The sequence below is a fragment of the Candidatus Pantoea floridensis genome, assembly GCF_900215435.1.
In the GTDB taxonomy this organism is placed as follows: Bacteria; Pseudomonadota; Gammaproteobacteria; order Enterobacterales; family Enterobacteriaceae; genus Pantoea; species Pantoea floridensis.
Map to the genome: position 1 here is coordinate 707,516 of NZ_OCMY01000002.1, position 26,253 is coordinate 733,768.

Sequence of the window (26,253 nt, forward strand, 5' to 3'; positions counted from 1 at the left end):
TTAAACCCGGTTAGTTATCATTCCTCAGCCAGCCGGATGATTAGTTGCCCTGCCTCCGGGATTACTTCGATCTTCTGGCCAGTCTCAAAGCCAAAATCCGCCATCCAGTGCCCTTTCAGGGTGATGGATGGCGATGGCAGATGTGATCACGATTATAGCCCACGGTATAGCGCCGCGCTTTGTAGTTGAGCCGTATAGTGCTAGACGCTTTGAAAATTATGGAATGACGGGGCGTCGGGAAGTTACAACCCAAACACAAGAAAATCGTGCTTAGAAAATGTTTGATGAGTTAGTAACCAAGAATATAGAGGTAAAAGTTGTCAAAGAATAGCAACATTAAACTAAAAAAAATCATAGCTGATCTTGCTATATTCCTTGATTTTACAAGCGAGAAACAGCTGGCTTCGGATATTTCTGTAGAAATGATGGAGCACATGGCAGCAGAATTACAGCTATTAGGCGCGGAGTATAGAAAAGATATTGTCAGGGGCTTCTTAGTCATATCGTCAGAATATACTGAAGATAAAAGCAAATTCGTGAAGGAATTACCTGATTCATTAGGACTAATTTAAATAGAAAGAACCCGGCTAAGCCGCCGGATTTTTAATATGTCACTTGACCGTCAAATCCACTTCCCGTGTTGCAACCGGATCACACCCGGCGTAGCAACAGTAATACGTGTCCGTCACGTCATGATTTTATTCGTGAAGAATGCTAATATATTTAACCTTCAGCCACGGTAACGCTTTGGAAATACACACTTCTGATTTAGAATCGTGCCGGACCCATGAATAATCAGTTTAAAGACATCAATGAAAAAAGTAACAGTATCTCAGCCTTTCTAAGTGGACTTTATTGTGTAATCTGCTTCTTTGTTTTAGCTGTTGTTTTTCGCTATGTATTAACTTATCTCTATACTAATGAGTTATATGTCAGTTCGGGTGATATTTACAAAAACATTTTTAATGAGTTGCGTGGCAGGCATTGGCGGAAGCATAGCCTCCTGGATTATGAAAAAAATAGATGAGCGTAAGAAACAGCCTTAATTACCGCAAATTAATCGCGTGAAAGTTTACAGAGTCATCAACGGTACCGCTTGCTTTAATGAGATAAAAAATGATTTATGTTGAGCAAGCGAAACTACTATTAGCAGGAATATGCTATGCCACTGTATCTTGAAGACATTGATAACTACGCCTGGAATAAACTGGAGGCGGGAGCCGCTGCCGCTGACTCAGGATTTCACTTCATTACGCTCGGTTCTATAGATGAACATGGTCATCCACAGGCGAGAACGCTGGTATTACGTCGTGTTGATCGTATGAAGTGTGTTCTGGAGTTTCATACTGATGCGCGCAGCCCTAAATGGCTGGCGCTTTCGGCTCATCCTAAAGCCACAGCCCTTGGCTACTGTAATGAAACACGAATACAGCTCAGACTTTGCGGAACGGTAGAACTGCATGCACAGGGGAGCGAATGTGCCGAGTTAGCGTGGGAAAAATTATCGGACAACACCCGAAAAACCTATGCTGGGCCCGCGCCAGGCAGTGATGTTGTTAGTAATAAGTATCATGGCTGTAATACTGACGGCAGTGGCAAAGTTAATTTTGGCGTAATAGTGCTGCACATCAATCTGCTGGACTGGTGTCTATTAGCGAGGGATAACAATCAAAGAGCGTTATTACATTACAGTGCGGCTGGTAAACTCAAAAACTGTAAATGGGTTAATCCGTAATATCCCATGTGCAGGCTATTATTAATTTCTTTTGGAGATAGCGAATTATTTTCAGGTAATCGCTCAATTTAACGCACTAATTGGCATGAGCCGCGATACTTTCATACCGCGACCATGCCGACGAATTTCACTGTTTCCCGGAAGCAATTTTACGTTGAGTTTGCTCTGAGGTGCCGAAATGGGTAGTGTCATTGTGCCCGTGTTCAGCGGCCCCTTCCACCAGCTTAAGTTGTACGACATCGCCTTGTTGCCAGGCATCGGCCCCGGCTGCAACGGGACGCGCTATAATATCTTGCCGCTGAGATTTAATCGCTTGGGTATCAGTTTTAAAGCGACGATCGCGATCTTTCAGCAGAGCCGGATCAAGCTGGCCTTCACCGGTAAAGCCCATCATTAGCGCTGGAATACCCAGAGGCAACGTTTTGTTTCTATCGGTGTGCCATGTATGCCAGGTTTTGCCGTAGGTATTTACTATTTTACTCATTAACGCTTTCTCAGCCACCGCAGGCAGGCCAGGCGCAATTAAACTGCCAGACTTAACTTCATATTGATGGCTATGCCAGAGTTTTTTTTCTTCGGGCGGCAACGTTTTAAATAGACGTTCACTAATAATGTATTCGACACCCATTAGCCTCGCATCTTTGGTATTGCTATCATAAATAATAGCCTGCATCACATCGTCATTAAGTACTGTTACATAATGATGTGCTTCCATCTGACCATTTTTGTCGCCATTGTAAAAATGAAACCCATCAAGATAGGCGCTGATGGCTTCCACCGGCGGTCGAGATTGCATCACCTGGGCACCTGTTTCAAGCGTTTGCATTTTGGCAGAGGTTTGATTTCCGGGCAGCGGGGTGTGTGGTGGCGTATTAGCGCCACCGCAAGCGACTAATAGCGGAACGCTAAGCATCATCAGAGGAAAATATTTCATATAATGTCCACTTAATAAATTGTATTTATAAGATAGACCAATTATGAAGTAGGAACTGAAATAAACGCTTTTAGAACCAAAGTTTATTATTAATGTGTGGCACAAATGATTGTTGCGGATGAAAATGGTGAGCCAGCATGTCCATAGCTATTATAGGGCGGTAATGATAATTATCATCAACGCTTGTTGTTAAGTGATTATTCTCCTGCAGCGATTTGCGTATCGTGCAAACGACTTCTATGCTTTTGGCAAAATGATTTTTAAAGCGTGAAACGATTGCGATTACGATCGCCTTTTTAAAGTTGTAGAGGAGGAAAGTAAATGCAATATAAAAAACTGGGCCATTCGGGTCTACTGGTGTCTCAATGTGTGTTGGGCACAGTTCCATTTGCGGGTAAAGCGGGTTTTGAAAAAACGGGCAACGTGAATGCTGCAGAAGCGCGCAGATTTATCGATATCGCGTTAGATCATGGCGTAAATATGATCGACACGGCCGACCTCTACTCAATGGGGGGCGCTGAAGAGGTTTTAGGTGAGGCGCTGCGAGAAAAACGCGACCAAATCATTCTGGCCAGCAAAGCCAGAAGTCCTCTGGGGCAGGATCCTAATGCCAGTGGAGCAAGTCGTTTTCATTTAATCAAAGCCTGTGAAGCAAGTTTAAAGCGCTTAAAAACCGATCATATCGATCTGTACCAAATTCATAATTGGGATGGCGTAGCCTCGGTAGATGAGACTTTGCGTGCCCTGGAAGATTTGGTTAAAAGCGGCAAGATTCGCTATTTTGGCACATCAAACTACACCGCATGGCAGATGATGAAAACCTTGGGCCATGCGGAAGCACAGCGGCTATTGAAACCCGTCAGCCAGCAAATCTATTACACGCCCGAATCGCGTGAAGCCGAATATGAATTATTGCCGATGGCGCGGGACCAGGATATCGGTACGCTGGTTTGGGGCCCCCTGGGCGAAGGTTTATTAACCGGTGCCGTTGGTCGCAATAAAAAGGCGCCGGCCTCAACTCGCCAGGGCAGCGGATGGCCTGAGCCGTATGTGCATGATATGGAGCATGCATATCGCGTAATCGAGGTGCTGGAGGAAGTGGGAACAGAATTGAACGCTTCGATAGCGCAGACTTGCCTGGCATGGTTAGCCAATCGGCCCGGGATTACATCGTTGATCGTTGGCAATAGAACCGAGACGCATCTACGCGAAAATTTACAGGCCTTCGAGTTAAAACTGAATGAAGCGCAGCGTAAGCGTATAGAGCAGGTAACGCGTCCCGCTCCTAACTATCCCTATTGGCACCGTTTCACCAGCGGCATGGACCGGATTGACCCTGCTGAACAGCCATTTATTGATGAACATCAGCAAACGTTAGATGGCAGAAAAGATCAGGCAATTAAATAACCTGTTAGTTATCTAATATAAGCGAACCCCAAACGTTTATGGTCAAAAGCAGTGCCAGAATATATCTATCAGCCCATGATTTATTATTAGCCTGCAAATGTAATTTTATCGTTAATAAGCGAAGGGTAAAACCTGGATAAGCGAAGCGGTAAATAGAGTTGGATTGATCAAGAAACAAACAATTAGCGGGGTTTTTCTTAGAAAATAACTCTCCTGACGTCGTTGATTCTGTATTTAAGCGAAGCGTAAACACAGGGTCAGGAGAGTGTTGTACAGAAGTAAAACGAAGTTAAACGTGTATTGTCGTTAGGCTAATGTTATTTGCGTCGGCTGATCTTTCCTCCTTTTCTTCCCGCTTCAATGGCACGCTCCGGATCGTTTTTGAAGTTGCCGCTGCTAGCCTGGCCGCCCTTGCGCCCAGCCTCAGCTGCGCGTTCCTTATTCTCTGCGAAGTTACCTGCGCCACCACGACGTTGCGGCTTTTTTTCTTCCTCATCGGGTAGCTTCTTAGCGTCCGTCATTGGTTCTCCTCTCTGTATTAATACCAATGTCATGCAAAATAAATGTAGTGCCGTTTTTACCAGATTCAAGTCTGGATTAATCTTAAGCCTTAATTTCGTAAAGCTCGATGACCTAACTATCAGTCAATTTTTTATTCATGTCATCATGAAAGTTCCATGAACTATGATTATTGTTTTTTTAACGGAAAGAGGGAAGCTTTCTCTTGGAAATAATAAGCGAGACGGTAAGGGTTGTTACATTTAACCCGGGATCGCAAATCTTTGGCTCAATACTTGCGCAGCGGCACTTGCTTGCTACGTTTAATTAATCTGCTTATTCAGCCTTAATTGACGCTTCGCTTATTTTAAGTTTATTAGCCTAAATGAGCCGATGTTTAACCCATCAGGTCGCTAACGAGCAGCAATCTTTCCTCAACGCTGTTTTTTAGCCAGACATCTCATTTCTGGAGCAAATTGATGACTAAGGATTTTGTGTATCTGGATTGGCTGCGCGATGCGCATGCGATGGAAAAGCATGCTGAAGCGATGTTACAAGGAGCCGCTCTGCGTCTGGACGATTTTCCCCTGCTCAAGGCGCGTATTGAGCAGTATCGACACCAGACGCAACAGCAGCACCAGCAGGTCAAAGACGTTCTCAAGCGTTACGATACGAACTGGTCGGCACTGAAAGATGCGTTAGGACGCATGTCGGCGGTTGGACAGGCGGCCAGTGATATGTTGCGGGACGAAGAGGGCGTGCGCATTGCGGTGAGCAGCTACGTGTTCTGCAATTATAAAGTGGCAACCTATACTGCGCTGTTGGCCGCTGCGCAGCAGGCGGAAGACAGTAAAGGCGTCAAAACCTTTCAGCGTATCCTGCAACAGGAGACGCAGATGGCCGATTGGCTGCTCACCCAGCTGCCGGATGTGGCGAATGAGGCGATCATGCATCGCACTGAAGCAGACATATCGAGTGCGATTTAGCTCCACAGCCTGGTCAGTGACGGTGCGTCGCTGACCAGGCCGTTTTTAGTTATCTGCATCCTTCGATAAACTCAAATAAAACCTTTAATCACTATCAACTCGCATATCAGTGAAGCGGCAATCGATAACTGCTCAGATGTTGCTGATTAACGGTCACAGCATCTTTCATTTCCAAAGGCACCACTATCTCCTTTGCTCAATGATTGCTGGATGGGGTGACCGAAGTTCAGGAGCAGCAGCTGAGCTTTGTGCCGCTAAAAAATAGCGTGATGCGCCCACTCACCTTAGCGCTTTGTACTGCGCCGTCACGCCAGTTATCGCGTGCGGCGCAGAGAGTGATTCAGCGCATTACTCAGGTGATTGAGGCGATGACGCCGTCAGCCTGATGCAAATTAGATCGCAGGGTATTCACCGGTGCCTTCCGGCCACGGCGTCAGCAGATCAAAGCCGGTTTCGGTGACGGCGATGGTGTGTTCCCACTGCGCCGACAGCGAACGGTCTTTGGTGACCACGGTCCAGCCATCCGATAACACGCTGGTGCCAGCTTTACCGGCGTTAATCATCGGTTCGATGGTGAAGATCATACCGGCCTGCAGCGCCAGCCCTGCACCCGGCGTGCCGTAGTGCAGGATCTGCGGATCGCCGTGGTAAACCTCGCCAACGCCGTGCCCACAATATTCACGCACCACGGAAAAGCCGGCCTTTTCCGCTACCTGCTGAATCGCTGCGCCAATATCGCCCAGCGTCGCGCCCGGTTTCACTACCTTGATGCCTGCCACCATTGATTCATAGGTGATATCCACCAAGCGCTTAGCGCGAACCGAAGGCTGTCCCACGTAATACATGCGGCTGGTGTCGCCGTACCAGCCATCCTTAATGATACCGACATCAATATTAACGATATCGCCATCCTTGAGCTTTTTCTCACCGGGAATGCCGTGACAGACCACGTGATTTACCGAGGTACAGGTGGTGCGCGTGTAGCCGTGATAGCCGATATTTGCCGGCACCACGTTCAGCTCATTCACGATGTATTCGTGGCAGATGGCATCCAGTTCATCGGTGGTGACGCCCGGTTTGACAAAAGGCGTGATGATTTCCAGCACTTTAGCGGCAGCATGCCCGGCGGCGCGCGCCAGTTCGATCTCTTCAGCAGTATGCAGTTTGATACTCATTGCGCGATTCCCTGCGGAGTAAATGAAGGTTGCTCGAGCAGCTGCGCTAAATCAGCACCGCTGTCGCGTTCAACGCGCATCAGTAAGCGCGTCAGTTCCTGATGATTGAGTGCCGGATAAATCTCGGCGAGCATGCCGATTTTCATCCAGTGTTCTGCCTGTGCGTTGATAGAACGGCTGAGTGCGGTACTGCCAATGCGCAGATTTTCATGCATTAAATCGGAGATTTTGACGATGCCCATGATGTAGCCTGTATATGAAACGTATGCATTATGTATATAGCTTACGCTGAGTCGCGTCGTTATAGCAAGTCCATTGCTGACCTTATCAATCAGAGGTATTTACTTCCTGTTAGCAATTACCATCTATTTAACAGTGACCTTCGTCACATTTTGAAAATCCTGTCTATACTTCTGCCTTTTGGGTATTTCGCCTTTGCGCTTATCGGGCGCGTTCAATATGCAGGGATCTGGAATGGAAACATCGCAGCAAAACAATGAAGATGATTCAGCACTAAGCAATCTTACCGTCAAACAACGCTTATTCTTTGTGGTGTTGGTGGCGACCATGGGCGCGCTGGCGTTTGGTTATGACACCGGCATCATCTCCGGTGCCTTGCCGTATATGACCTTGCCACCCGATCAGGGCGGTCTCGATCTCACGCCGTTTACCGAAGGATTAGTGACGTCGTCGCTGATCTTTGGTGCTGCACTCGGCGCTTTTCTCAGCGGCTATTTCTCAGACCGCTTTGGCCGTCGTATCACGTTGCGCAGCCTGGCGTTAATCTTTGTCGCCGGCGCAATCGGCACCGCGCTGGCACCTAATCTGCACGTTATGGTGGCAATGCGTTTCTTGCTTGGGATTGCAGTTGGTGGTGGTTCATCAACGGTACCGGTATTCATTGCAGAAATTGCTGGGCCTAAACGCCGCGCACCGCTGGTGAGCCGTAACGAGCTGATGATCGTTTCCGGCCAGCTGCTGGCCTATGTGGTGAGCGCCTTGATGAGCTATCTGCTTAATGATTCGCATATGTGGCGCTATATGCTGGCGCTGGCGATGATTCCGGGCGCGCTGCTATTTATCGGCACCTTCTTTGTCCCGGCTTCGCCGCACTGGATGGTGGCGGAAGGGCGCATCAAAGAAGCGAGCCGTATCCTGCACAAACTGCGTGAAACACCGCGGGAAGTGAAAAAGGAGATGGCGGAGATGCGCCAGCACGCTAAAGCGTCACGGCAGGGTCCATCAGCTCGCGAGCTGTTACAGCAGAAGTGGGTGCTGAGGCTGCTGCTGGTGGGCGCTGGGCTGGGCATTGTTATCCAGTTCACCGGCGTGAATGCATTCATGTATTACACCCCGGTGATTTTGAAGACCACCGGGATGGGCACCAACGCCTCGATTGCCGCCACCATCGGCAACGGCGTGGTATCGGTGATTGCTACCATCGTCGGTATTAAAGCGGTGGGGCGATTTGGTCGTCGCACCATGCTGATGACTGGTTTGACAGTGGTGATCGCCATGCAGCTGGCACTGGGCTGCGTACTGTTGCTGATGCCACAAGATATGACGCAAAGTATGTTCGCATTAGCGGCAATTCTGGTGTTCCTGTTCTTTATGCAGATGTGCATTTCGCCGGTTTACTGGTTGCTGATGTCGGAACTGTTCCCGATGAAATTGCGCGGAGTATTGACGGGCGCAGCCGTTTCGTTCCAGTGGATCTGTAATGCGGCCGTCGCGTTTGCGTTTCCGCCGCTGCTGGCGGCCACCGGCAATGGCGCGTTCTTCATTTTTGCGGCGATCAATGTGGGTTCACTGATCTTCGTCATCACCATGCTGCCGGAAACCAAAGGCAAATCGCTTGAGCAGATTGAGAAAGAGATGCGTGAGCGTTTTAGCGAACAGGATCAGGAAGCCGCCGACGGCGTAGCATAGCAGCACTTGAGAATTCCTGGCGCTGGGAGGAAGATACGCATCTTTGCCCGGGCCAGGAACTCCCATGCTGATCACCGCCGAAAACACGCGCACTTTCAATACCGACATTCGCCTGGCCTGCACCCTGGCCGCGGTTGCCGGTGCCCTCAACACCGCAGCGTTTGAAACGGTCGGCTTTTTCTCAGCGAATATGACCGGCAATGTCTCTTCTCTCTCCGATCACCTGGCAAAAGCCAACCTGCACGTTGGCCTGTTTTTTCTGCTTATCGTACTGCTGTTTATCGCCGGCTCTTCCATCTCCACGTTGATTATCAATTCCGGCAGAAGACGCCAGATTCGCGGTATTTACGCCATTAATATCCTGATTGAAGGGCTCGCTTTGCTGCTGCTGGGAACGGTTGAAATCGGGTTCCGGTTCAGCGGCTCTGGCGTGCTGTTGGTGCTGAGCCTGAGCTTCCTGATGGGCTTGCAGAATGCGGTGGTGACGCGCATTTCCAACGCGCGCGTTCGCACCACGCACGTCTCTGGCACCGCCACCGATATCGGCATTGAACTGGCAATGTTGTTCGATGTGCTGCGCCGTAAAGAGTCGCCGAAAGATGCACCACTCTATATCGAGCGTTTAAAACTGCACTTTTACACCGTGCTGGCCTTTCTGGGCGGCGGTGTATTGGGGATCTGGTTGCTACAGCTGATGAGTTATTTACTGCTGATCGTGATTGGCGCTCTGCTCACCGTACTTGCGTTAACGGCGCTCAAACGCTCTGGTTCGATGATTCATCTTTGAGTTAATCGGTGATGTACTTCACACTTCTCCGCTGCCCTTGCTGAATCCGCTTGCCACCGTGGCTGCGCTGTAAGCAAGATAGTCCGCGTTAAGGATTGTTACTGTTCGGCAGGCAAAACCTGAGGCGCGCCCTTTTTCATCTGAAGAGGGCGCGCCTCAGGTTTTTTTTTTGCGCGAAATTCGGGGCATGGTTCAGGAGAAAGGGTGATGCAATATCAGGAACTGGCGGATGAGATTGTGGCGGGCGTCGGCGGCAAAGACAATATTATCAGCGTAATGCACTGTGCCACGCGTTTGCGTTTCAAACTAAAAAATAGCCAAATCGCGCATACCACCGCGTTAAAAAATAATCCCGGCGTGATTATGGTGGTGGAGAGTGGCGGGCAATATCAGGTGGTGATCGGCAATCAGGTTGCGGAAGTTTATCGGGCGCTGACATCACGCCACGCGCTGGATAATCAAAGCGACCTCGCCGATAACGCTGCGGCGCTGGGCCTGTTCGGCCGCTTTATCGATCTGGTTTCCGGGATCTTTACGCCGTTTATCGGCGTAATGATTGCTACCGGTATCATTAAAGGCTTACTGGCGCTGGCATTAGTCGTCGGCGTGATGGATGCCAATAGCGGCAGCTACAAGGTACTGTTTGTCGCCAGCGATGGCTTGTTCTACTTCCTGCCGATTTTGCTGGGCTACAGCGCGGGGAAAAAATTCGGCGGCAATCCGTTTGTCAGCATGGCGATTGCCGCCGCGCTGGTACATCCGGTGATTCTCGAGGTGCTGCAACAGCAGCAGCAAGGTAAATCACTGACGTTTTTAGGCGTGCCTCTCGACGTGCTTAACTACAGCGCATCGGTGATTCCCATCATCTTCGCAGCCTGGGTTTCCAGTTTACTCGAGCGCTGGATCCATCCACGCTCGCCCAGCGCAGTGCGTAACTTCACTACGCCACTGTGCTGCCTGATCATCACCGTGCCGCTCACCTTTCTTGCCATAGGACCGGCGGCGACCTGGCTCAGCCGGATGCTGGCGGAAGGTTATTTGGCCATCTACAGCCTGAGTCCAATGATTGCCGGTGCGGTGATGGGTGCGATTTGGCAAGTGTGCGTGATTTTCGGTCTGCACTGGGGATTAGTGCCCATTATGCTGAATAATCTCGCTAACTTTGGCCACGATACGCTGCTGCCGCTGTTACTGCCTGCCGTGCTGGGGCAGGCGGGCGCAACGCTGGGGGTTTTCCTGCGTACCCGCGAAGCGAAACTCAAAGCGGTGGCGGGCTCGGCATTTACCGCCAGCATTTTTGGTATCACCGAACCGGCGGTATACGGCGTGACGCTGCCGCGCCGTCGCCCCTTTATCTTTGGCTGCATTGGCGGTGCAGTGGGCGCGGCCATTCTCGGTTACTGGCATACCACTATTTACTCCTTTGGCTTCCCAAGCGTGTTCACCTTCATTCAGGTGGTGCCAAACAGCGGCATTGATGCCAGCGTGCTGGCGGCGTTTGCTGGAGCGTCGCTGGCGCTGCTGTTTGCCTGCGTCATGACCTATCTGTTTGGCCTGAGCGAGCCGCTTCCTGAAGCACCTGCCGAACCGGCTGCAACGCCTAAAACCCTGACGCAACGTGAAAGCGTGGTGAGTCCCATGGCTGGCGATGTAATTCCGTTGGAGCATGTCAACGATGAGACCTTCGCCAGCGGTTTGCTGGGCAAAGGCGCCGCGATTCTTCCACAGCAGGGACGCGTGGTTTCTCCAGTTAATGGCGTGGTGTCGTCGATGTTCCGTACCGGCCATGCGATAGGGTTAACGTCAGCGCTAGGCACGGAAGTACTGATTCACGTCGGTCTCGATACCGTGAAGCTTGAGGGGCGCTATTTTCGCCCGCAGGTGCAAAACGATCGGCCGGTAAAAGTGGGGGATGTGCTGCTGGAATTCGACCTCGAGGCCATCAAAGCCGCAGGTTATGACCTCACGACGCCGGTGCTGGTGAGTAACAGTGATGAGTTTATCGACGTATTAACCCTGAGCCGCGCGGCGGTGAGCGAAGGCGCTCCGCTGCTGGCGGTGTTGAAATAACGAAGGAGCAAGCAGATGACTAAACGTTTTCCGGATGGATTTTTATGGGGTGGCGCCGTTGCCGCCAATCAGGTTGAAGGCGCTTATCGTGAAGGTGGCAAAGGCTTATCAACGTCCGATCTGCAGCCTAAAGGCATTTTTGGTGCGCGCGTTGAGCGCAGCGGTGATGACTTTGGCATTAAAGATACCGCCATCGATTTCTACCATCGCTTCCCGGAAGATATCAAATTGTTCGCGGAAATGGGCTTTACCGTATTGCGCACTTCCATTGCCTGGACGCGCATTTTCCCACAGGGCGATGAAGCAGAGCCGAATGAAGCGGGCCTGGCCTATTACGATCGCCTGTTTGATGAGATGGCGAAATATAACATCACCCCACTAGTGACGTTGTCACATTATGAAATGCCGTACGGCCTGGTGAAGCAGTATGGTGGCTGGGGGAACCGCATTACTATCGATTGTTTTGAGCGCTATGCGCGTGCGGTGTTCACCCGCTTCCAGCACAAGGTGAAACTGTGGCTGACCTTTAATGAGATCAATATGTCGCTACACGCGCCGTTTACCGGCGTGGGTCTGCCTGAAGAGAGCGATCGGCAGGCGATTTATCAGGCCATCCATCATCAGCTGGTGGCGAGTGGTCGCGCGGTGAAAGCTTGTCATGAGATTGTTAAGGACGGCAAAATCGGCAACATGCTGCTTGGCGCGCTGCTTTATCCGCTGAGTTGCCGTCCAGCGGACGTGCTGGAAACCCTGCAGCAAAACCGCGAGTGGCTGTTCTTTGGCGATGTACAGGTGCGCGGCGCGTATCCCGCTTATATGAAGCGTTTATTTGCCGACCGCGGTATTTCACTCACCATAACTGAAGCAGACAAGCGTGACCTGCAACATACCGTCGATTACATCTCCTTCAGCTATTACATGACCGGCTGCGTCACCACCAATGAAGAGGATAACCAGAAAGCGCGCGGCAATATTCTCTCGATGGTGCCAAATCCGCATTTACCGAGTTCCGAATGGGGCTGGCAGATCGATCCAGAAGGGCTGCGCATTTTGCTGAATATGCTGTATGACCGTTATCAGAAGCCGTTGTTTATCGTGGAAAACGGGTTGGGCGCCAAAGATGTGGTAGCGGCGGATGGCAGCATTAAGGATGATTACCGCATTCAGTATCTCAACGATCATCTGGTGCAGGTGCGGGAAGCCATTGAAGATGGTGTTGACGTGCTGGGTTACACTTGCTGGGGACCAATTGACCTGGTTAGCGCGTCTAAAGCGGAGTTTTCAAAACGCTACGGCTTTATTTATGTTGATCGTGATGATGCGGGCAACGGTAGCCTGGCGCGCTCGCGCAAGAAAAGCTTCTTCTGGTATCAGGATGTGATTCGTAGCCACGGTGAAGCGCTGAAATAAAGTGGGTAGTCGCCATAAACCCGGTGCGCATGAATGCGCACCCTACGAAAACCTCGCCTCACAATAGTAGGGTCGCCACTTATGCCTCGTCGGCATCTTCCTGCAACGCCAGCGTCTCTTTACGCACTCGTTCAATATGAATTGTCAGAAACATGCGCTCTTCGCTGGAGAGCGCATACAGATATTTCTGCTGAATATGTTTATCGATCTTCACCGCACATTGATAGGCGAGTGGATATTTGTCGCGCACCACATCATGCAGTGATTCATCTTCGCTACACACGCCGCGCTTGCCCAGCATGCGCTGGGCGAAGAATTTCAAATGGTTGACGAAACGGTTATAGCTGAGGCTATCGGTGCGGTAATCAAGCTGCAGTCGATATTTTACAATATGCAGGATCTCCTGCATAAATTGCGTCACGTGCGACACATCGGTGAAGTCGCTGCCGAGTTGCGCATTCACCAGATGCAGGGCAATAAACCCGGCTTCATCCTCTGGCAATTCCACACCCAGCCGCTGTTGAATCAGCGCCAGCGCCGCTACGCCAAGGGAAAATTCCTTTGGATAAAGGGTTTTAATTTCCCACTTCAGCACGTTGCGAATGGCAATGCCTTGCTGATGACGCTCAATTGCAAAGTGGCAGTGATCGCAGAGTGCGATGGAGATACTTTCATGCAGCGGCTGGCCAAGCTGTTGACGCGCATTAGCGATGATCAGCTCGCTGGTGGTGATCACCTCAAGCGGGATGTCTGAAAGCAGCTCGCTGAGCCTGCCCGTTAAGGCGTCGCTTTGCAAAGCGAACACTTTCTCAATCTGCTCCGCATCTAACTCATCACCTACGCGTTTCTGAAACGCCAAACCGCGTCCCATCACCACCTGCTCTTTACCGTGGTCGCCCAGCACCACCGCAACGTTGTTATTGAGGATTTTCGCGATTTTCATTGTCATCAGCCCTGAAAAATAAAAACCCGACCCACCGGGAGGACGGCGTGTCAGGTTTTGCCTGCGCTAAGCGCAGTAACAATCCCGCGAGATCATAATCGGCCTGGGTGTAGCGACAAGCACAGCGACAACTAAATGTGAGTTACATCATGTTTTCTCAGTGGTGGCGTTATCCGGCGATCGTATAGATTTTACAACCGTAAGGATATTGTAAGGATTTGATCAGCTTTCTTTAAAGTTTGCGTTAAGGCTGCCGATAGTACCGTAACGTTAAATTAACAGGAGTTGCGTACATGACTGGGATTTCAACATTAGGCGTCGGTTCAGGATTGGGTTTGAGCACCATCCTCGACAAATTGACTGCGGCAGAAAAACAATCGCTGGCACCGATTTCAAAACAACAATCCGCCGCGACCGCAAAATTATCCGCTTACGGCACGCTGAAAACCGCGATTCAAACTTTCCAGACGGCGAACAGTAAGTTAAACGATGCCGCGCTCTACACCGCTACAACGACCACCTCCAGCTCCACCGCATTCAGTGCTGATACCAACGGCAATGCGCTGCCGGGCAAATACACCATTAGCGTGCAGCATCTGGCGCAATCGCAGACGCTAACCAGCGCCGCGCAAACCGATATTAAAGCGGCGATTGGCAGCGATGCAGCCTCAAGAACCATGAAGTTTGTCACCGCCGATGGCAAAGAGAAGAGCATCACGCTGAGCAAAGATCAGACGTCGCTCTCATCTATTCGTGACACCATTAACAAATCCAACGTAGGCGTCACCGCCAGCCTGATTAAGGTATCGGCGACCGAATACCGTTTGTCTCTGAGCTCAACGGCATCGGGCACGGCGAATGCTGTGAAATCGCTGAGCGTCACCGGTGATGACACTTTGCATGGCTTTATCAGTTTCGATGCAGCTGATACGACAAACAGCGGAATGACGCAGAGCGTTGCTGCGCAGAATGCCAGCCTGACCGTAAATAACGTGGCGATTGAGAGCAGCAGCAATACCATCACTGATGCGGTGGAAGGGATTACGCTGCGGTTGAATGATGAAACCACGGGTAATCAAACCCTGACGGTGAGCAGCGATACCAATAAAGCCAAAACGGCCATTACCGAGTGGGTGAATGCTTATAACTCGCTGCAGGATACGATGGCAGGGCTGACGAAATATACCGCAGTGGATGCAGGTAAAGATCCAGACAGCAAAAACGGTGCGCTGCTGGGTGATGGCACGCTGCGCAATATTCAGGTGCAGATGAAAAGCATTTTGGCGAATACGTCTGGCTCGAACGTGTACAAGACCTTATCGCAGGCGGGCATCACCACCGATCCAACGGACGGTAAACTGAAACTGGATGCCAATAAACTCACCAGTAGCCTGCAAGTGAAACCGGATGCGGTGCGTGACATGTTCACGGGCGATGGCAAGAAAACCGGCGTTTCAACGGTGCTGAATACCACGTTCACGGCATTCCTCAGCAGTAAAGGCGTACTGCAGGGCGCGACGGATACCATCAGCAAAAAACTCAACACGTTAACCGAGCAATACAACACCGCCAGTAAACGCATTGATGACACGATTGCGCGCTATAAAAAGCAGTTCACCAACCTGGATAAGATGGTTAGCGTGTTGAATAACACCAGCAATTATCTCACCGAGCAGTTCAGCACCACATCGAAGAATAACAAGTGATGTGAGCGGAGTGGGTAAGGTTTGGGGAGAGTCGCCATTTATGGCGACTTTTTGTATATGTATAGTTATTAGGTAGTGAAGTGCTCCATAATCTTGAAATTTATGGCGCTATGTCATGTCTCTTCAAACTTGCACATGTTGTTTTTGTTATGGCGTATGAGTTTTTTCAGCTGGAAGTGTCGATTGATTAATAACCCACTGTGAAAGCTCATCCTTTCTAAACACAAGACACTCAGCAGCCTGGCTTTTTAGTGTGTCAAGAAGTGCTGAATCATATTTATCGCTCAACAACCTAGATTTCATACTATTTTTGTATGTTGCAACGACTTGGACAGGGCAAATTAATTTAATTGTTCCTAATGATAAAAATGTTGCACCTTTGAATAAAAGGAAATTAGAGTCATCAGATTTTTTCATATCCCAATTCTGAGCAGACAATCTTTCTGATGGATAGTTTTTGACCGGCACAGAAAAGTGATAAGGCCTATAATCGATTGCACCTGATATTTGCAGTGTCGAATTGAGTATGAGTAATGGAATTCCAGGGATAAACAGCGATGTAGTAACTAATAAAGAAAACGCCACGCCTACAGCCGTGATTATTTTACGGAACATGCTGGTTTTAATGTCATCCGAAAATACTATGCACACTGGAATGATTGTAATAAAAGTAACTAATAATGATAGGGGTATCAATATGATAAGTTCTTTTAGGTTATCTGTTCCTTCAGGAAATTCAATGGCTTTGAATATTAAAGAAAGAGGAAAAACAAGAAGGAAGGAAGAAAATCCTATAAGAGATGGTATGGTGATTTTTATAAAAAGCCTACTAAAGCAATATTTTTTTTCATTGCACTCATTTTCATTCTTTACATTGTTTTTTAATGCAACGAATGATAACAAGTTGCAAATTAAGCAATTTAACAATATAACCCATCCAGGATTTATATTTACCTTGAGTTTTTCATTGATGTAAACATATAGATAAAATATAAAAACAGCTGCGAAAGATGAAATGAAATTAAGCTTAATATAGCCTTTTCTATTTTTCTCTTCAACAGCTTGGTTACTGGTGAAAGCAAAGATTGATGTTATTAAAAATGTCTGGATATAAAAAACAAATCCGAATGAAATTGCGCTAAGTATCGTGAATATACTTAATGCTCCAAAAATATCTTTAAGATTAACAAATTCAAGAAATAAGTCCTGTCTACCTAGTCTCATGAGATATAACCAGATACTTGATAGTGATAAAAATGAAGCGCAGATAGGTGACGATATTAGTGCAAGGCTCCATTTTATCATGGTGTGAATTTCTTTTGTTTTCATGTAAATATTACTTTATCTATGTTTGTTTTTTAAATAGGATATAATGATATTTTTTATTATACAGCTCATGCGGAAATAGTTACTTTATAGAAAAATACGGGGATTTTTTATAGCAGCGTTGCGAGTATAATTATTCGATTTCATAAATTTTATACTCGCGGGCGATGGCGCGGGTTTCTTTTCCCCAGGCAGATGCTTTAGTTCTTTCCTGATGGATAGTAAATGTATTCTTATTTGTGAAGAGCTCTTCAACTTGCCAAATAAGCGGATCTGCAGTCTCTGTTACTTCAAAAGAGATACATCCCGCTTCCTCTCGGGTGAGTCTTTTGTGTTCTGGGAGAAACTGGCGAACAAGATCCGCCTCCTCAATCTGCTTGCATACTAAACGACCCGTCAGTTTGATCATTTTCATCCCTATTTTATGAGTGCTTTATACGTATTTATGGCGAAAAGTTGAGAAGAGTGGAAAGGCATTTAATTCGGAATGTAGACGTCAGATTTATTGCTCAGTCTGGGTGGGCGATTGAATAATACACACAACCCAGACTGCTTTACTTTGAATAACTCACTTTTTGCGGTTATTTAGCCAGGAGCTCTTTACGGACGATTTCTGCACCGGCACTTAATGCATCTAACTTACCTTTTGCAACGCCGCGAGGCAATGGAATCATGCCGCAGTTGGTGCAAGGATAGAGCTTATCGGCATCAACAAACTGCAGTGCTTTACGAAGCGTGGCGGCCACTTCTTCGGGGGTCTCAATGGTATTGGTTGCCACGTCAATCGCGCCTACCATCACCTTTTTCCCGCGAATAAGCTCCATAAGCTCCATTGGCACGTGAGAATTATGACATTCCAGTGAAATGATATCGATATTAGACTTTTGCAGTTTTGGGAAAATCTCTTCGTATTGACGCCACTCGTTGCCGAGCGTTTTTTTCCAATCTGTATTAGCTTTAATGCCATAACCGTAGCAAATATGCACAGCCGTTTCGCATTTTAGCCCTTCAATAGCTCTTTCGAGTGTGGCAATGCCCCAATCATTTACTTCGTCAAAGAAGACGTTAAATGCAGGCTCATCAAACTGGATAATATCAACACCCACCGCTTCCAATTCTTTAGCTTCTTCATTAAGAATTTTGGCGAATTCCCAGGCGAGTTTTTCACGGCTTTTATAGTGGTTGTCATAAAGCGTATCGATCATCGTCATCGGCCCCGGCAAGGCCCATTTAATCGGACGGTCAGTTTGCTGACGCAAAAATTTCGCATCTTCAACAAACACAGACTTTTGGCGACTGACTGGGCCCACCACGGTCGGTACGCTTGCATCATAGCGATCGCGAATTTTAACGATTTCACGTTTTTCGAAATCAACGCCGTTGAGGTGTTCGATAAAGGTCGTGACAAAATGTTGGCGCGTCTGCTCGCCATCACTGACAATATCAATACCGGCCTGCTGTTGATCTTCCAGGCACAAACGCAGCGCATCTTGTTTGCCGTCGGTTAATTCCTGATCTTGCAATTTCCATGGTGACCAAAGTACCTCCGGTTGAGCAAGCCAGGAGGGTTTCGGTAAACTGCCGGCAGTAGAAGTCGGTAATAATTTTTTCATCGCAGGTGACCTTATTTTTGATTAATCAAAGAACGGAATTAGCAGACCATTGCTCAAGAATAGTTTGGAAAGGTTTAATGAATTTCTCTTCAGTAAACTTTCCCTGCTCAATGGCTAATTGGCTACGTTCTTCGCGATCGTAAACAATTCGAGTTAAAGAATAGTCCTGCTGATTCAAGCTAGGTTGATAGCATTTTCCTGCTGCCGAATTCGCATTGTAAATCTCAGGACGGTAAATTTTTTGGAAGGTTTCCATGGTACTGATGGTACTAATCAGTTCAAGATTCGTGTAATCGCTGAGTAAATCACCCGTAAAGTAGAAAGCCAAAGGCGCAACGCTATTGGCAGGCATGAAGTAACGCGCCTCTAATCCCATCTTATTGAAATAGTGATCGGTCAATGAAGCTTCATCTTGCTGATACTCAATTCCCAATACTGGATGCTCATTGCCAGTGCGATGATAAACATTTTTACTTGAAACACTGAGGCAGATAACAGGCGATTTCTTGAAGTTGTCTTTATAGATGTCTGAGTTGACAAACTGCTTGAATATGTTGCCGTGTAGATCACCAAAATTATCGGGGATAGTAAACTGGTTTTTATCTTTATTGTGCAGTGACAGTAATACGCTAAAATCATAATCCCGCACGTAAGAGGAGAAGTTATTGCCTACAATACCTTCAATGCGCTCATTGGTTTTTTTATCAATGATATTTGTTTTTAATATTTCGATCACTGGGAAGGCATTGCCACTGCCTTCATTTTCAATGTTCAATTCAACGGAAATAATGTCCAGCTCGACCGCATAACGATCGCTTTTCGGGTTGTCCCAATGTGCCAGAGAATTGAAACGGTTATCAATCATCACTAAGGCGTTGCGCAGGTTCTCCTGGCGTTTTTCACCACGGGCCAAATTGGCAAAATTAGTGGTAATGCGCGTGCTTTGAGAGGGGTTATAGTTCTCGTCAAAGCGTAAGCTTTTAATTTTGAAGGTAAATTTATTATTCATTTTCGTTTGCTTCCTAACTTCTGGCCTAAAAACTGGATTTGGTGCTTGCTTAACAGGAACGTCCAATGTTCTTTACTGGTTTTCCCACTTAGTATTCTTCACATTGATAAAAATCAATGATACGTCACATTTTATGCCTGAGTAGCTGAATGAGGAAAAGTGATTTAATTTCAACGAACATGAACGATTTTCATGATGATGTGTTGGGTGAGGAGAGAAGAGGCAGAATATGCCTCAGTCACAGCTTGCCGATAGAAAAATTCTTTAGATATTTTAAGGGGTTGTTATCAGTTTCCGCTAGCGAAGATGAAGGCTGCCGGTTTGAGCTATGCTCGTTTTCAACACTGCAGAACTTTCATCATCAGGCATAATCGACGCTCACAGATCTGGAAGCTATGGATTCAAAAGCTAGTCTTTGATCATGTAAATATATGATTTGACAGTTAAACCATCGTTAGTCACCACGTCTACTTTAACGCGCGCATATTCATGCCCTTCAAATTCATCAAGTATCTGCCAATGGTTCGCCAGATTTTCAGAGGTGAATAAAAATCCGTCAACACGATTACCTGAATTATCCAGAATGATACCCGGATAGCCCATTTCGGCACCCCATCCTTTCTCCTGAAGAGAACCGCTCACATGTCCTTCCTGCCAGCTGCCACCGATATTTTCCAGGATATGAGCATTCGGTCGGCCCGGTCCTAATGTGCCGTAAACAAACAGACTTTCCATTTTTCCTCCATGCCAAAAGGCTCACAATAGGGTTTGTTAATCTATGATTACTCAGTATTTTTAACATAAATGAAACAAGGTTAACAACCACAGCGGAGCGACTGCTAATATCGAAAGGTAGCTGAAAGGTTTCTGGCCTACACGCCATACCACACTCACAACATATTGTTACATTATAACATGCTCATTCTTCTTGCTAGATTGAACCCATTCTCAACCTCGTCGTCTCAGCAGTGGCACGCTTTTTACAGGGAACGAATTAATCTAGTTACACTAATAATGAGGCAAAGATGTTTAAACGGGGTTGGCTTGAGCAATTTTACGTACCGGGATGGGTATCGTTGTATGTCGGCATTATACTTAATATTCCTATTTTCATTCGTCGATATCATCAACTGCAATTTGATAATATTCTGTCGGTCATCATTGAGGTTGTCGCAGCATTTTGTTTAGTGGTATTTTTAACCTTATTAATGTCATTAACCGGCAAGATAATTTCTCGTCTATTAATGACGCTGCTGGTGATATTTTCTAGCGCAGCCAGCTATTATATGATCTTTTTCAATATTGATATTGGCTATGGGATTATTGCTGCAGTGCTGGCAACGGATTCAATTGATCTCTCAAAGGAATCCATTGGCTGGCATGTCATGCTGTGGCTAGTGGTGGTCAATATTATTCCGTTATGGCTGATTTGGCGTGGATTACGCACCAGGTCAGTTAGCAGGATTAATAAAAAACGGTACTGGTCTTATAAAACCGTTGCCATCCTGGTTGCTGCAATGGGTTGTTGGTTACCGCTCAACCTGATGGGCAAAATGCAAAATGAGCAAGACAAACACAACAATCGCATGATGGCTAGCTATGGCGGTATCGTGGCCGGGACCTATTCTCCTTCCAATTGGTTATCAGGCGTGGGATTACTGGCTTACAGTTCATACAGCCAGGCGGAAGATAATCGAAATCTTTACGATCCAACGGATCATTACCGCTATAACCCGCCTAAGGATGCTGACAACCTCTATATCGTATTCGTTATTGGTGAGAGCGCACGCCGCGATCATATGGGCCTTTACGGTTATGAGCGTGACAACACGCCTTATCTCGACCATGAAAAAAATCTGGTTCACCTGCAGGGCTATTCCTGTGACACCTCAACTAAACTTTCACTGCGCTGCATGTTTGTGCGCGAAGGCGGAGCGTCTGAAGCACCGCAGCGTACACTGAAAGAGATGAACGTATTCACGGTAATGAAGAAACAGGGCTTTTCTGAAGAGCTCTATTCTATGCAGAGTGAAGCCTGGTTCTATAACAAAGTCATGGCAGATAGCTATGCATTACGGGAATCTATTCAGGCGGAAAAACGCCATGTGGGGCAACCGGTTGATGATATGGCTTTAGTCACGGAGCTTCAGGATTCTATTCAGCGCCATCCTCAAGGCAAGCACATCATTATTCTGCATACTAAAGGATCGCACTATCTTTATACGGAACGTTATCCCCGGGCATTTGCGCGTTATCAACCGGAGTGCCAGGGTATTGATGATGCATGCAGTACGCAGGAGATGATTAATTCGTATGACAATAGTCTTTTGTATACCGATTACTTTCTTAAGCAGACGTTTGATAGCCTGAAAGATAAAAATGCCATTGTATTTTATGCCTCCGATCATGGTGAATCGATTTCCGAGAATCTGCATTTCCATGGCACGCCGCGTGACCATGCACCTATGGCGCAGCGTACCATTCCAATTATGGTCTGGGCTTCGGATAAATTCCTGAGTAACAAGGACAACAAAGCCTCATTCGAACAATTAGAGCAGCTGCAAAATAATAAAACGCCAGTGTTTCACGAGAAGCTGTTCGACACTATTTTAGGATGCTCTGGCTTTACTTCTCCCGATGGCGGCATTAACCCGGCGAGAAACTGGTGCGCCCATACGGAATAATGGCTATTAGTATATAGCGTGAATGATTGAGGGGGGAGAGTGGATCTCATCGCTTCCCCTCCTATCGTCACCAGGCTGGCACAGCCGCGGACAATCCAGCTATAATCCCCCAAATTCTTCAACCGGTTCAGACATAACAATGGCAAAACTCACCTTACAAGAGCAGATGCTCAAAGCTGGATTAGTAACCAGCAAAAAGATGGATAAAGTGCAAAGAACGGCTAAAAAGTCACGCGTTCAGGCGCGTGAGGCAAGAGCCGCGGTGGAAGAGAATAAAAAAGCCCAGCTTGAACGTGACAAGCAGCTCAGTGAGCAGCAGAAACAGGCAACGTTATCGAAAGAGTACAAAGCTCAGGTAAAGCAGCTGATTGAAATGAATAAAATCGATATTTCTAAAGGAAATATTGGCTTTAACTTCACTGATAATAATTTAATTAAAAAAATAGACGTGGATAAGCTGACGCAATCCCAGCTGATCAACGGTCGCCTCGCCATTGCGCGTTTGGCCACCGATAATAATGGTGAGAGTGAATACGCGATTATTCCCGCGAGCGTGGCCGATAAAATTGCCCAGCGCGATGCCAATAGTATTGTCTTAAACAGCGCCCTGAGTCAGGAAGAGCAGGATGAAGACGATCCCTATGCTGATTTTAAAGTGCCTGATGATCTGATGTGGTAATCCACGCTATTGAGCGTTTGGCCGTCAGAACGGACAGGGGCTGCATGCTTTTATCCACTCTTCACTAGCGGGATGAACAAAATGCAGCTCGCTAGCATGCAGCATCAGCCGCGGCGTCCGTTCTGTGCCAGGCAGCAGCAGACCGCCATACAGGTCACAGCCTAAAATAGGATGGCCCAACTGCTGACAGTGAATGCGCAGCTGATGAGTGCGACCTGTTTCGGGCGTTAACGCTACGCGCGATAACGGCAGTAACGCGCCATCTTCCAACGCATGCTGAAAACGCTCAATCACGCGATAGCGCGAACGAGCGGGCTTGCCGTGGATGGGGCAAATCGACATCAGTGGAAACAACGCGGGATCTTTGGCAATCGCCGCGTCTATCACGCCGTCATTTTGTTGCAGATGCCCACACAGCAGCGCGCGGTATACCTTGGTTACGTTGCGCTGGCTAAACTGCTGGCAGAGTGCCGCGTTAATGGCTTTATTGCGGGCAACCACCATTAAGCCGGAAGTACCGAAATCCAGGCGGTGAACCAAGGTGCAGCCAGGGAAAAGCTGTACCAGCCGATGATGCACTGAATCGAGATTTTGCGGATTTTTTCCCGAGAGGCTTAGCAAACCGGCGGGTTTATCGATCAGGACCAGATGCTCATCCTGATAAAGGATCTCAATTTGCTGATGGCACGGCGGGGCAATAAAGCTATCAAAAATCGTCGACATCATGCTGCCCGGAGCGAAAGTGGGAGCGGATGATAACCAATTTTCAGCCGACGCGCGAATCTGGTCGCGCCTCGCACACGCGAAATTTATCGTCCACACTTAAAGCGAAGAGATAGTTTGTGCAGGCGTTGTGCTTTACACTGCGCGCTGAAAAAATTGCGTAGATAAACGATTAAGTAGGCGGTAACGGCGATGAAAGGAACGATCACAACCTGGTTTCAGGATAAAGGTTTTGGATTTCTCAAAGATGAAAATGGTGATAACCGCTATTTCCATGTGATTAAGGTCGCTAATCCTGATCTGATTAAAAAAGATGCGTCGGTAACCTTCGAACCCACAACCAATAACAAGGGCTTATCGGCTTATGCGGTGAAAGTCGTACCGGATAGCAAATATATCTTTATTGCCGGCGAGCGCCTGAAACTCACGTCGATAAAATCCTTCCTGGTGTATAGCGAAGAAGTGCCCGCTGATACCGGCATTGATAAAGAAAATCCCGTGCTGTCGGTGGGTATTCTGATGAATAGCATCAGGCCGAAAGCAGAGGATAAAAGTGGTGAAATGCGCTCGCTGAAAAAACTGGCGATCACCACTTTCCAGGGAACTACGTTAATATTCTCAGAAGATGAAATTGACGTAGATGCCACGGTGAAAATGCTTAAGTTCTGATTTAGCCGGTTTTTATGCCAGGTGCGCATAAATGCGCACCCTACAAAATCCAAAGTATTCGCGCGTTTGCTTAAAAACTCTGCCACTCAGCATCGTTCACCAGCGCCACGCGTGAGGGTTTAACCCGCGATGGCGCGCGCGAGGCCGCCGGCGGTTGACGGACGTCTGCCACTTCCGCGACGTGGAATTTACCCACCAGCTGATTAAGATTGCCCGCTTGTTCCTGCAGTGATTGCGAAGCGGCAGATGCCTCTTCCACCAGCGCGGCGTTCTGCTGCGTCACATCATCCATCTGATTCACCGCTTGCTGCACCTGCAAAATGCCCTGGCTCTGCTCAACGGCGGCTGCGGCAATCTCTCCCACCAGCTGGCTTACCTGATGAATGGCATCATTCATCACGCTCATATTGCGGCCGACGTCGCTGGCCTGCGCGGCACCCGCTTCGGTCAGGCGATGTGACTCTTCAATCAAGCTTTTAATTTCGCGGGCAGCCGTGGTGGATCGCTGCGATAAATTACGCACTTCACCGGCTACAACGGCAAAACCTTTCCCATGTTCACCCGCACGCGCGGCTTCTACCGCCGCGTTCAACGCCAGAATGTTGGTCTGGAAAGCGATGCCTTCAATAATGGAAACAATCTCCGTCACCTTACGTGAGCTGCCGCGAATATTGTCCATGGTTGAAAGCATGGTGGTGAGCGATTCACTACTTTTCTCAGACAAACCACTGGCATTAGCGGCAAGCTGGCTGGCCTGATGCGTGTTATCGGCGGTCTGACGCACGGTTTCACTCAGCTCGGTCATGCTGGCGGCAGTTTGCTCCAGTGATGCGGCTTGCTGCTCGGTACGTGAAGAGAGATCTTCATTGCCCGCAGAGATCTGCACCGACGCACTGCTGACTGACTGCGACGCTTCACGCACCGATGACAGCGCGTTCGCAACGCGATCCATCAGGATGTTGAAGGAGTGCGCCATGTTGCCCACTTCATCGCGGCGGCTTTCGTCGGCTTTCAGGGTGAGATCGAGGTTCTCGCTGGCGGTCATCATCACCTTACCCGCGGCAGACAAGCTGCGACGGATGCGTAATACGGTAAACAGGGACAGCAAACCAAATATCAATACGGTAGCGGCAACACCCGCAATGGTAGTCCACAGTACGAAGTGGAAGGTGCTGCGGTTGGTAGCACGCAGCTCATCGCCGATGGCGATATTCAACGCCAGCTGCTTTTGGTAATCCGCAATCAGCTGATGGATCGCTGCACCGATGCCGTTTTGCCCCTCAATCAGATCGAGGCTTATTTCATTTTGGTGAGCGCGCGAAGCGGCGAGAAACGCCGGTAACGTGGCGGTAACCTGTTGGATATTGCTATAAGCCAGCTCGGTTAAGCGCCGATCTTCGTCGTTGGAAATATCATTTGCCAGATAGAAATCAGTGAGCGATTTCAGTTCTGCCAGCTGTTTTTGGATCTCACCCTCAACGGCAGGCATTTTGTTGTCATCGGTCTGGCTTTTGTGTTTGTAAAGCGTGAGCGCCAGTTGATTACTGCCGTCAATCAGCTTGCCGAGATCTTTAATCGAGGGAATGGCGTTGGTTTGCACATATTCGAAACGATCCTGGAAGCCAGAAAGCAGGGTGATGGCCAGCACCGCCTGCAGGATAATGGCGCCAAATAGCATGGAAAAGGTCAGAAACAAGCGTTGAGAGATGTTCATCTTATTATCCTTAATCTAAAAGCATCCCTGTGGATGCCGCGCAGGGAAGAGGGGCAGATTAATAACCATCGGCAGATTAAGGAATTTAGTTAATTTATTTTTATCAGCGGGTGAATTTTCGTCGAGGGCGCATTTATGCGCTTCTGGAAAGAGGTCACCATAAATGGCGACCTTACGCGATGTTGTAGGGTGCGCATTTATGCGCACCAGGGAAGAGACCGCCATAAATGGCGACCTTACGCGATGTTGTAGGGTG

Annotated in this window: 25 protein-coding genes and 1 pseudogene; 13 read left to right on the plus strand and 13 right to left on the minus strand. The window is 48.1% G+C overall.

Annotation, left to right across the window (positions count from 1 at the left end):
- Nucleotides 1-17: 17 nt before the first annotated feature.
- Complete coding sequence (locus CRO19_RS26495; protein ID WP_370659834.1) at nt 18-104, minus strand: SymE family type I addiction module toxin; 87 nt, start codon at nt 102-104, stop codon at nt 18-20.
- Nucleotides 105-317: 213 nt separating this feature from the next.
- Here CRO19_RS26495 and CRO19_RS23830 point away from each other — a divergent pair, with 213 nt between their 5' ends.
- Both CRO19_RS23830 and CRO19_RS23835 read left to right on the plus strand, forming a co-directional pair.
- Nucleotides 318-572, plus strand: coding sequence for a hypothetical protein (locus tag CRO19_RS23830; RefSeq protein WP_097098299.1), 255 nt, complete (start codon nt 318-320; stop codon nt 570-572).
- A gap of 590 nt (nt 573-1,162) precedes the next feature.
- Nucleotides 1,163-1,735: a pyridoxamine 5'-phosphate oxidase family protein gene (locus tag CRO19_RS23835; RefSeq protein WP_097098300.1), complete on the plus strand. Its 573-nt coding sequence runs from the start codon at nt 1,163-1,165 to the stop codon at nt 1,733-1,735.
- A 127-nt stretch (nt 1,736-1,862) separates the two neighbouring features.
- On the opposite strand, the gene CRO19_RS23840 is transcribed toward CRO19_RS23835, so the two are convergent.
- Nucleotides 1,863-2,669 (minus strand): OBAP family protein, encoded by an 807-nt coding sequence (locus CRO19_RS23840; RefSeq protein WP_097098301.1) that lies wholly within the window; start codon nt 2,667-2,669, stop codon nt 1,863-1,865.
- Between the two features lie 321 nt (nt 2,670-2,990).
- Here CRO19_RS23840 and CRO19_RS23845 point away from each other — a divergent pair, with 321 nt between their 5' ends.
- Nucleotides 2,991-4,076 carry an aldo/keto reductase gene (locus CRO19_RS23845; protein ID WP_097098302.1) on the plus strand — a complete coding sequence of 362 codons (1,086 nt, stop codon included), beginning with the start codon at nt 2,991-2,993 and terminating at the stop codon, nt 4,074-4,076.
- A gap of 317 nt (nt 4,077-4,393) precedes the next feature.
- Here CRO19_RS23845 and CRO19_RS23850 read toward each other — a convergent pair whose 3' ends face one another.
- Nucleotides 4,394-4,597 carry a con-10 family general stress protein gene (locus CRO19_RS23850; protein ID WP_064740224.1) on the minus strand — a complete coding sequence of 68 codons (204 nt, stop codon included), beginning with the start codon at nt 4,595-4,597 and terminating at the stop codon, nt 4,394-4,396.
- 456 nt (nt 4,598-5,053) lie between these two features.
- Between CRO19_RS23850 and CRO19_RS23855 the strand changes: the two genes are divergently transcribed.
- Together CRO19_RS23855 and CRO19_RS23860 are read left to right on the plus strand one after the other, a co-directional pair.
- Nucleotides 5,054-5,560, plus strand: coding sequence for a DUF892 family protein (locus CRO19_RS23855; protein ID WP_097098303.1), 507 nt, complete (start codon nt 5,054-5,056; stop codon nt 5,558-5,560).
- A 203-nt stretch (nt 5,561-5,763) separates the two neighbouring features.
- A pseudogene (locus CRO19_RS23860) lies at nt 5,764-5,946 on the plus strand (LysR family transcriptional regulator); the annotation flags it as partial.
- Between the two features lie 6 nt (nt 5,947-5,952).
- Here the strand turns inward: CRO19_RS23860 and map are convergent.
- Together map and CRO19_RS23870 are read right to left on the minus strand one after the other, a co-directional pair.
- Nucleotides 5,953-6,735, minus strand: coding sequence for a type I methionyl aminopeptidase (gene map / locus CRO19_RS23865; RefSeq protein ID WP_097098304.1), 783 nt, complete (start codon nt 6,733-6,735; stop codon nt 5,953-5,955).
- Nucleotides 6,732-6,977, minus strand: coding sequence for a ParD-like family protein (locus tag CRO19_RS23870; RefSeq protein ID WP_097098305.1), 246 nt, complete (start codon nt 6,975-6,977; stop codon nt 6,732-6,734). Before CRO19_RS23870 ends, map begins: the two co-directional genes overlap by 4 nt.
- Nucleotides 6,978-7,209: 232 nt before the next feature.
- Here CRO19_RS23870 and CRO19_RS23875 point away from each other — a divergent pair, with 232 nt between their 5' ends.
- The 4 genes from CRO19_RS23875 to CRO19_RS23890 all read left to right on the plus strand — a co-directional run bounded on the left by CRO19_RS23875 (nt 7,210) and on the right by CRO19_RS23890 (nt 12,931).
- Nucleotides 7,210-8,664 (plus strand): sugar porter family MFS transporter, encoded by a 1,455-nt coding sequence (locus CRO19_RS23875; protein WP_097098306.1) that lies wholly within the window; start codon nt 7,210-7,212, stop codon nt 8,662-8,664.
- A 64-nt stretch (nt 8,665-8,728) separates the two neighbouring features.
- The gene (locus tag CRO19_RS23880; RefSeq protein WP_097098307.1) at nt 8,729-9,451 is read left to right on the plus strand and encodes a YoaK family protein; all 723 of its coding nucleotides are present in this window, start codon (nt 8,729-8,731) and stop codon (nt 9,449-9,451) included.
- Nucleotides 9,452-9,658: 207 nt separating this feature from the next.
- Nucleotides 9,659-11,521 carry a PTS beta-glucoside transporter subunit IIABC gene (gene bglF, locus CRO19_RS23885; protein ID WP_097098308.1) on the plus strand — a complete coding sequence of 621 codons (1,863 nt, stop codon included), beginning with the start codon at nt 9,659-9,661 and terminating at the stop codon, nt 11,519-11,521.
- 15 nt (nt 11,522-11,536) lie between these two features.
- A complete protein-coding gene (locus tag CRO19_RS23890) occupies nt 11,537-12,931 on the plus strand; it encodes a glycoside hydrolase family 1 protein (RefSeq protein ID WP_097098309.1) in 1,395 nt (464 codons plus the stop codon).
- A 79-nt stretch (nt 12,932-13,010) separates the two neighbouring features.
- Here the strand turns inward: CRO19_RS23890 and licT are convergent, their stop codons facing one another.
- Nucleotides 13,011-13,874 carry a BglG family transcription antiterminator LicT gene (gene licT / locus CRO19_RS23895; protein ID WP_097098310.1) on the minus strand — a complete coding sequence of 288 codons (864 nt, stop codon included), beginning with the start codon at nt 13,872-13,874 and terminating at the stop codon, nt 13,011-13,013.
- A gap of 293 nt (nt 13,875-14,167) precedes the next feature.
- Here licT and fliD point away from each other — a divergent pair, with 293 nt between their 5' ends.
- Entirely contained in the window at nt 14,168-15,580 is a 1,413-nt protein-coding gene (gene fliD / locus CRO19_RS23900) for a flagellar filament capping protein FliD (protein ID WP_097098311.1), read from the plus strand.
- Nucleotides 15,581-15,727: 147 nt separating this feature from the next.
- Here the strand turns inward: fliD and CRO19_RS23905 are convergent, their stop codons facing one another.
- The 5 genes from CRO19_RS23905 to CRO19_RS23925 form a co-directional block, all read right to left on the minus strand.
- Complete coding sequence (locus CRO19_RS23905) at nt 15,728-16,909, minus strand: hypothetical protein (protein ID WP_141400281.1); 1,182 nt, start codon at nt 16,907-16,909, stop codon at nt 15,728-15,730.
- Between the two features lie 130 nt (nt 16,910-17,039).
- Entirely contained in the window at nt 17,040-17,315 is a 276-nt protein-coding gene (locus CRO19_RS23910; protein WP_097098356.1) for a putative quinol monooxygenase, read from the minus strand.
- Nucleotides 17,316-17,487: 172 nt separating this feature from the next.
- A complete protein-coding gene (locus tag CRO19_RS23915) occupies nt 17,488-18,519 on the minus strand; it encodes a methionine synthase (protein WP_097098313.1) in 1,032 nt (343 codons plus the stop codon).
- Nucleotides 18,520-18,544: 25 nt separating this feature from the next.
- Nucleotides 18,545-19,528: a DUF1852 domain-containing protein gene (locus CRO19_RS23920; protein WP_097098314.1), complete on the minus strand. Its 984-nt coding sequence runs from the start codon at nt 19,526-19,528 to the stop codon at nt 18,545-18,547.
- Between the two features lie 408 nt (nt 19,529-19,936).
- Complete coding sequence (locus tag CRO19_RS23925; RefSeq protein WP_097098315.1) at nt 19,937-20,263, minus strand: gamma-glutamylcyclotransferase family protein; 327 nt, start codon at nt 20,261-20,263, stop codon at nt 19,937-19,939.
- Nucleotides 20,264-20,553: 290 nt separating this feature from the next.
- Between CRO19_RS23925 and eptB the strand changes: the two genes are divergently transcribed.
- A complete protein-coding gene (eptB, locus tag CRO19_RS23930; RefSeq protein WP_097098316.1) occupies nt 20,554-22,212 on the plus strand; it encodes a kdo(2)-lipid A phosphoethanolamine 7''-transferase in 1,659 nt (552 codons plus the stop codon).
- Between the two features lie 139 nt (nt 22,213-22,351).
- Nucleotides 22,352-22,891 (plus strand): DUF2058 domain-containing protein, encoded by a 540-nt coding sequence (locus CRO19_RS23935; RefSeq protein WP_097098317.1) that lies wholly within the window; start codon nt 22,352-22,354, stop codon nt 22,889-22,891.
- Between the two features lie 24 nt (nt 22,892-22,915).
- Here CRO19_RS23935 and CRO19_RS23940 read toward each other — a convergent pair whose 3' ends face one another.
- Nucleotides 22,916-23,614 (minus strand): RluA family pseudouridine synthase, encoded by a 699-nt coding sequence (locus CRO19_RS23940; protein WP_097098318.1) that lies wholly within the window; start codon nt 23,612-23,614, stop codon nt 22,916-22,918.
- 192 nt (nt 23,615-23,806) lie between these two features.
- Between CRO19_RS23940 and CRO19_RS23945 the strand changes: the two genes are divergently transcribed.
- Entirely contained in the window at nt 23,807-24,283 is a 477-nt protein-coding gene (locus CRO19_RS23945; RefSeq protein ID WP_097098319.1) for a cold-shock protein, read from the plus strand.
- 70 nt (nt 24,284-24,353) lie between these two features.
- Here the strand turns inward: CRO19_RS23945 and CRO19_RS23950 are convergent, their stop codons facing one another.
- On the minus strand, nt 24,354-25,997 hold the full coding sequence (locus CRO19_RS23950) for a methyl-accepting chemotaxis protein (RefSeq protein ID WP_097098320.1): 1,644 nt from the start codon (nt 25,995-25,997) through the stop codon (nt 24,354-24,356).
- Nucleotides 25,998-26,253 lie beyond the last annotated feature (256 nt).

Excerpts from the sequence above, each read along its gene's own strand:
- CRO19_RS26495 (WP_370659834.1), bottom strand. The coding sequence starts at position 104 with ATGGCGGATTTTGGCTTTGAGACTGGCCAGAAGATCGAAGTAATCCCG.
- CRO19_RS23835 (WP_097098300.1), top strand. The coding sequence starts at position 1,163 with ATGCCACTGTATCTTGAAGACATTGATAACTACGCCTGGAATAAACTG.
- CRO19_RS23840 (WP_097098301.1), bottom strand. The coding sequence starts at position 2,669 with ATGAAATATTTTCCTCTGATGATGCTTAGCGTTCCGCTATTAGTCGCT.
- CRO19_RS23845 (WP_097098302.1), top strand. The coding sequence starts at position 2,991 with ATGCAATATAAAAAACTGGGCCATTCGGGTCTACTGGTGTCTCAATGT.
- CRO19_RS23850 (WP_064740224.1), bottom strand. The coding sequence starts at position 4,597 with ATGACGGACGCTAAGAAGCTACCCGATGAGGAAGAAAAAAAGCCGCAA.
- CRO19_RS23855 (WP_097098303.1), top strand. The coding sequence starts at position 5,054 with ATGACTAAGGATTTTGTGTATCTGGATTGGCTGCGCGATGCGCATGCG.
- map (WP_097098304.1), bottom strand. The coding sequence starts at position 6,735 with ATGAGTATCAAACTGCATACTGCTGAAGAGATCGAACTGGCGCGCGCC.
- CRO19_RS23870 (WP_097098305.1), bottom strand. The coding sequence starts at position 6,977 with ATGGGCATCGTCAAAATCTCCGATTTAATGCATGAAAATCTGCGCATT.
- CRO19_RS23875 (WP_097098306.1), top strand. The coding sequence starts at position 7,210 with ATGGAAACATCGCAGCAAAACAATGAAGATGATTCAGCACTAAGCAAT.
- CRO19_RS23880 (WP_097098307.1), top strand. The coding sequence starts at position 8,729 with ATGCTGATCACCGCCGAAAACACGCGCACTTTCAATACCGACATTCGC.
- bglF (WP_097098308.1), top strand. The coding sequence starts at position 9,659 with ATGCAATATCAGGAACTGGCGGATGAGATTGTGGCGGGCGTCGGCGGC.
- CRO19_RS23890 (WP_097098309.1), top strand. The coding sequence starts at position 11,537 with ATGACTAAACGTTTTCCGGATGGATTTTTATGGGGTGGCGCCGTTGCC.
- licT (WP_097098310.1), bottom strand. The coding sequence starts at position 13,874 with ATGAAAATCGCGAAAATCCTCAATAACAACGTTGCGGTGGTGCTGGGC.
- fliD (WP_097098311.1), top strand. The coding sequence starts at position 14,168 with ATGACTGGGATTTCAACATTAGGCGTCGGTTCAGGATTGGGTTTGAGC.
- CRO19_RS23905 (WP_141400281.1), bottom strand. The coding sequence starts at position 16,909 with ATGAAAACAAAAGAAATTCACACCATGATAAAATGGAGCCTTGCACTA.
- CRO19_RS23910 (WP_097098356.1), bottom strand. The coding sequence starts at position 17,315 with ATGATCAAACTGACGGGTCGTTTAGTATGCAAGCAGATTGAGGAGGCG.
- CRO19_RS23915 (WP_097098313.1), bottom strand. The coding sequence starts at position 18,519 with ATGAAAAAATTATTACCGACTTCTACTGCCGGCAGTTTACCGAAACCC.
- CRO19_RS23920 (WP_097098314.1), bottom strand. The coding sequence starts at position 19,528 with ATGAATAATAAATTTACCTTCAAAATTAAAAGCTTACGCTTTGACGAG.
- CRO19_RS23925 (WP_097098315.1), bottom strand. The coding sequence starts at position 20,263 with ATGGAAAGTCTGTTTGTTTACGGCACATTAGGACCGGGCCGACCGAAT.
- eptB (WP_097098316.1), top strand. The coding sequence starts at position 20,554 with ATGTTTAAACGGGGTTGGCTTGAGCAATTTTACGTACCGGGATGGGTA.
- CRO19_RS23935 (WP_097098317.1), top strand. The coding sequence starts at position 22,352 with ATGGCAAAACTCACCTTACAAGAGCAGATGCTCAAAGCTGGATTAGTA.
- CRO19_RS23940 (WP_097098318.1), bottom strand. The coding sequence starts at position 23,614 with ATGTCGACGATTTTTGATAGCTTTATTGCCCCGCCGTGCCATCAGCAA.
- CRO19_RS23945 (WP_097098319.1), top strand. The coding sequence starts at position 23,807 with ATGAAAGGAACGATCACAACCTGGTTTCAGGATAAAGGTTTTGGATTT.
- CRO19_RS23950 (WP_097098320.1), bottom strand. The coding sequence starts at position 25,997 with ATGAACATCTCTCAACGCTTGTTTCTGACCTTTTCCATGCTATTTGGC.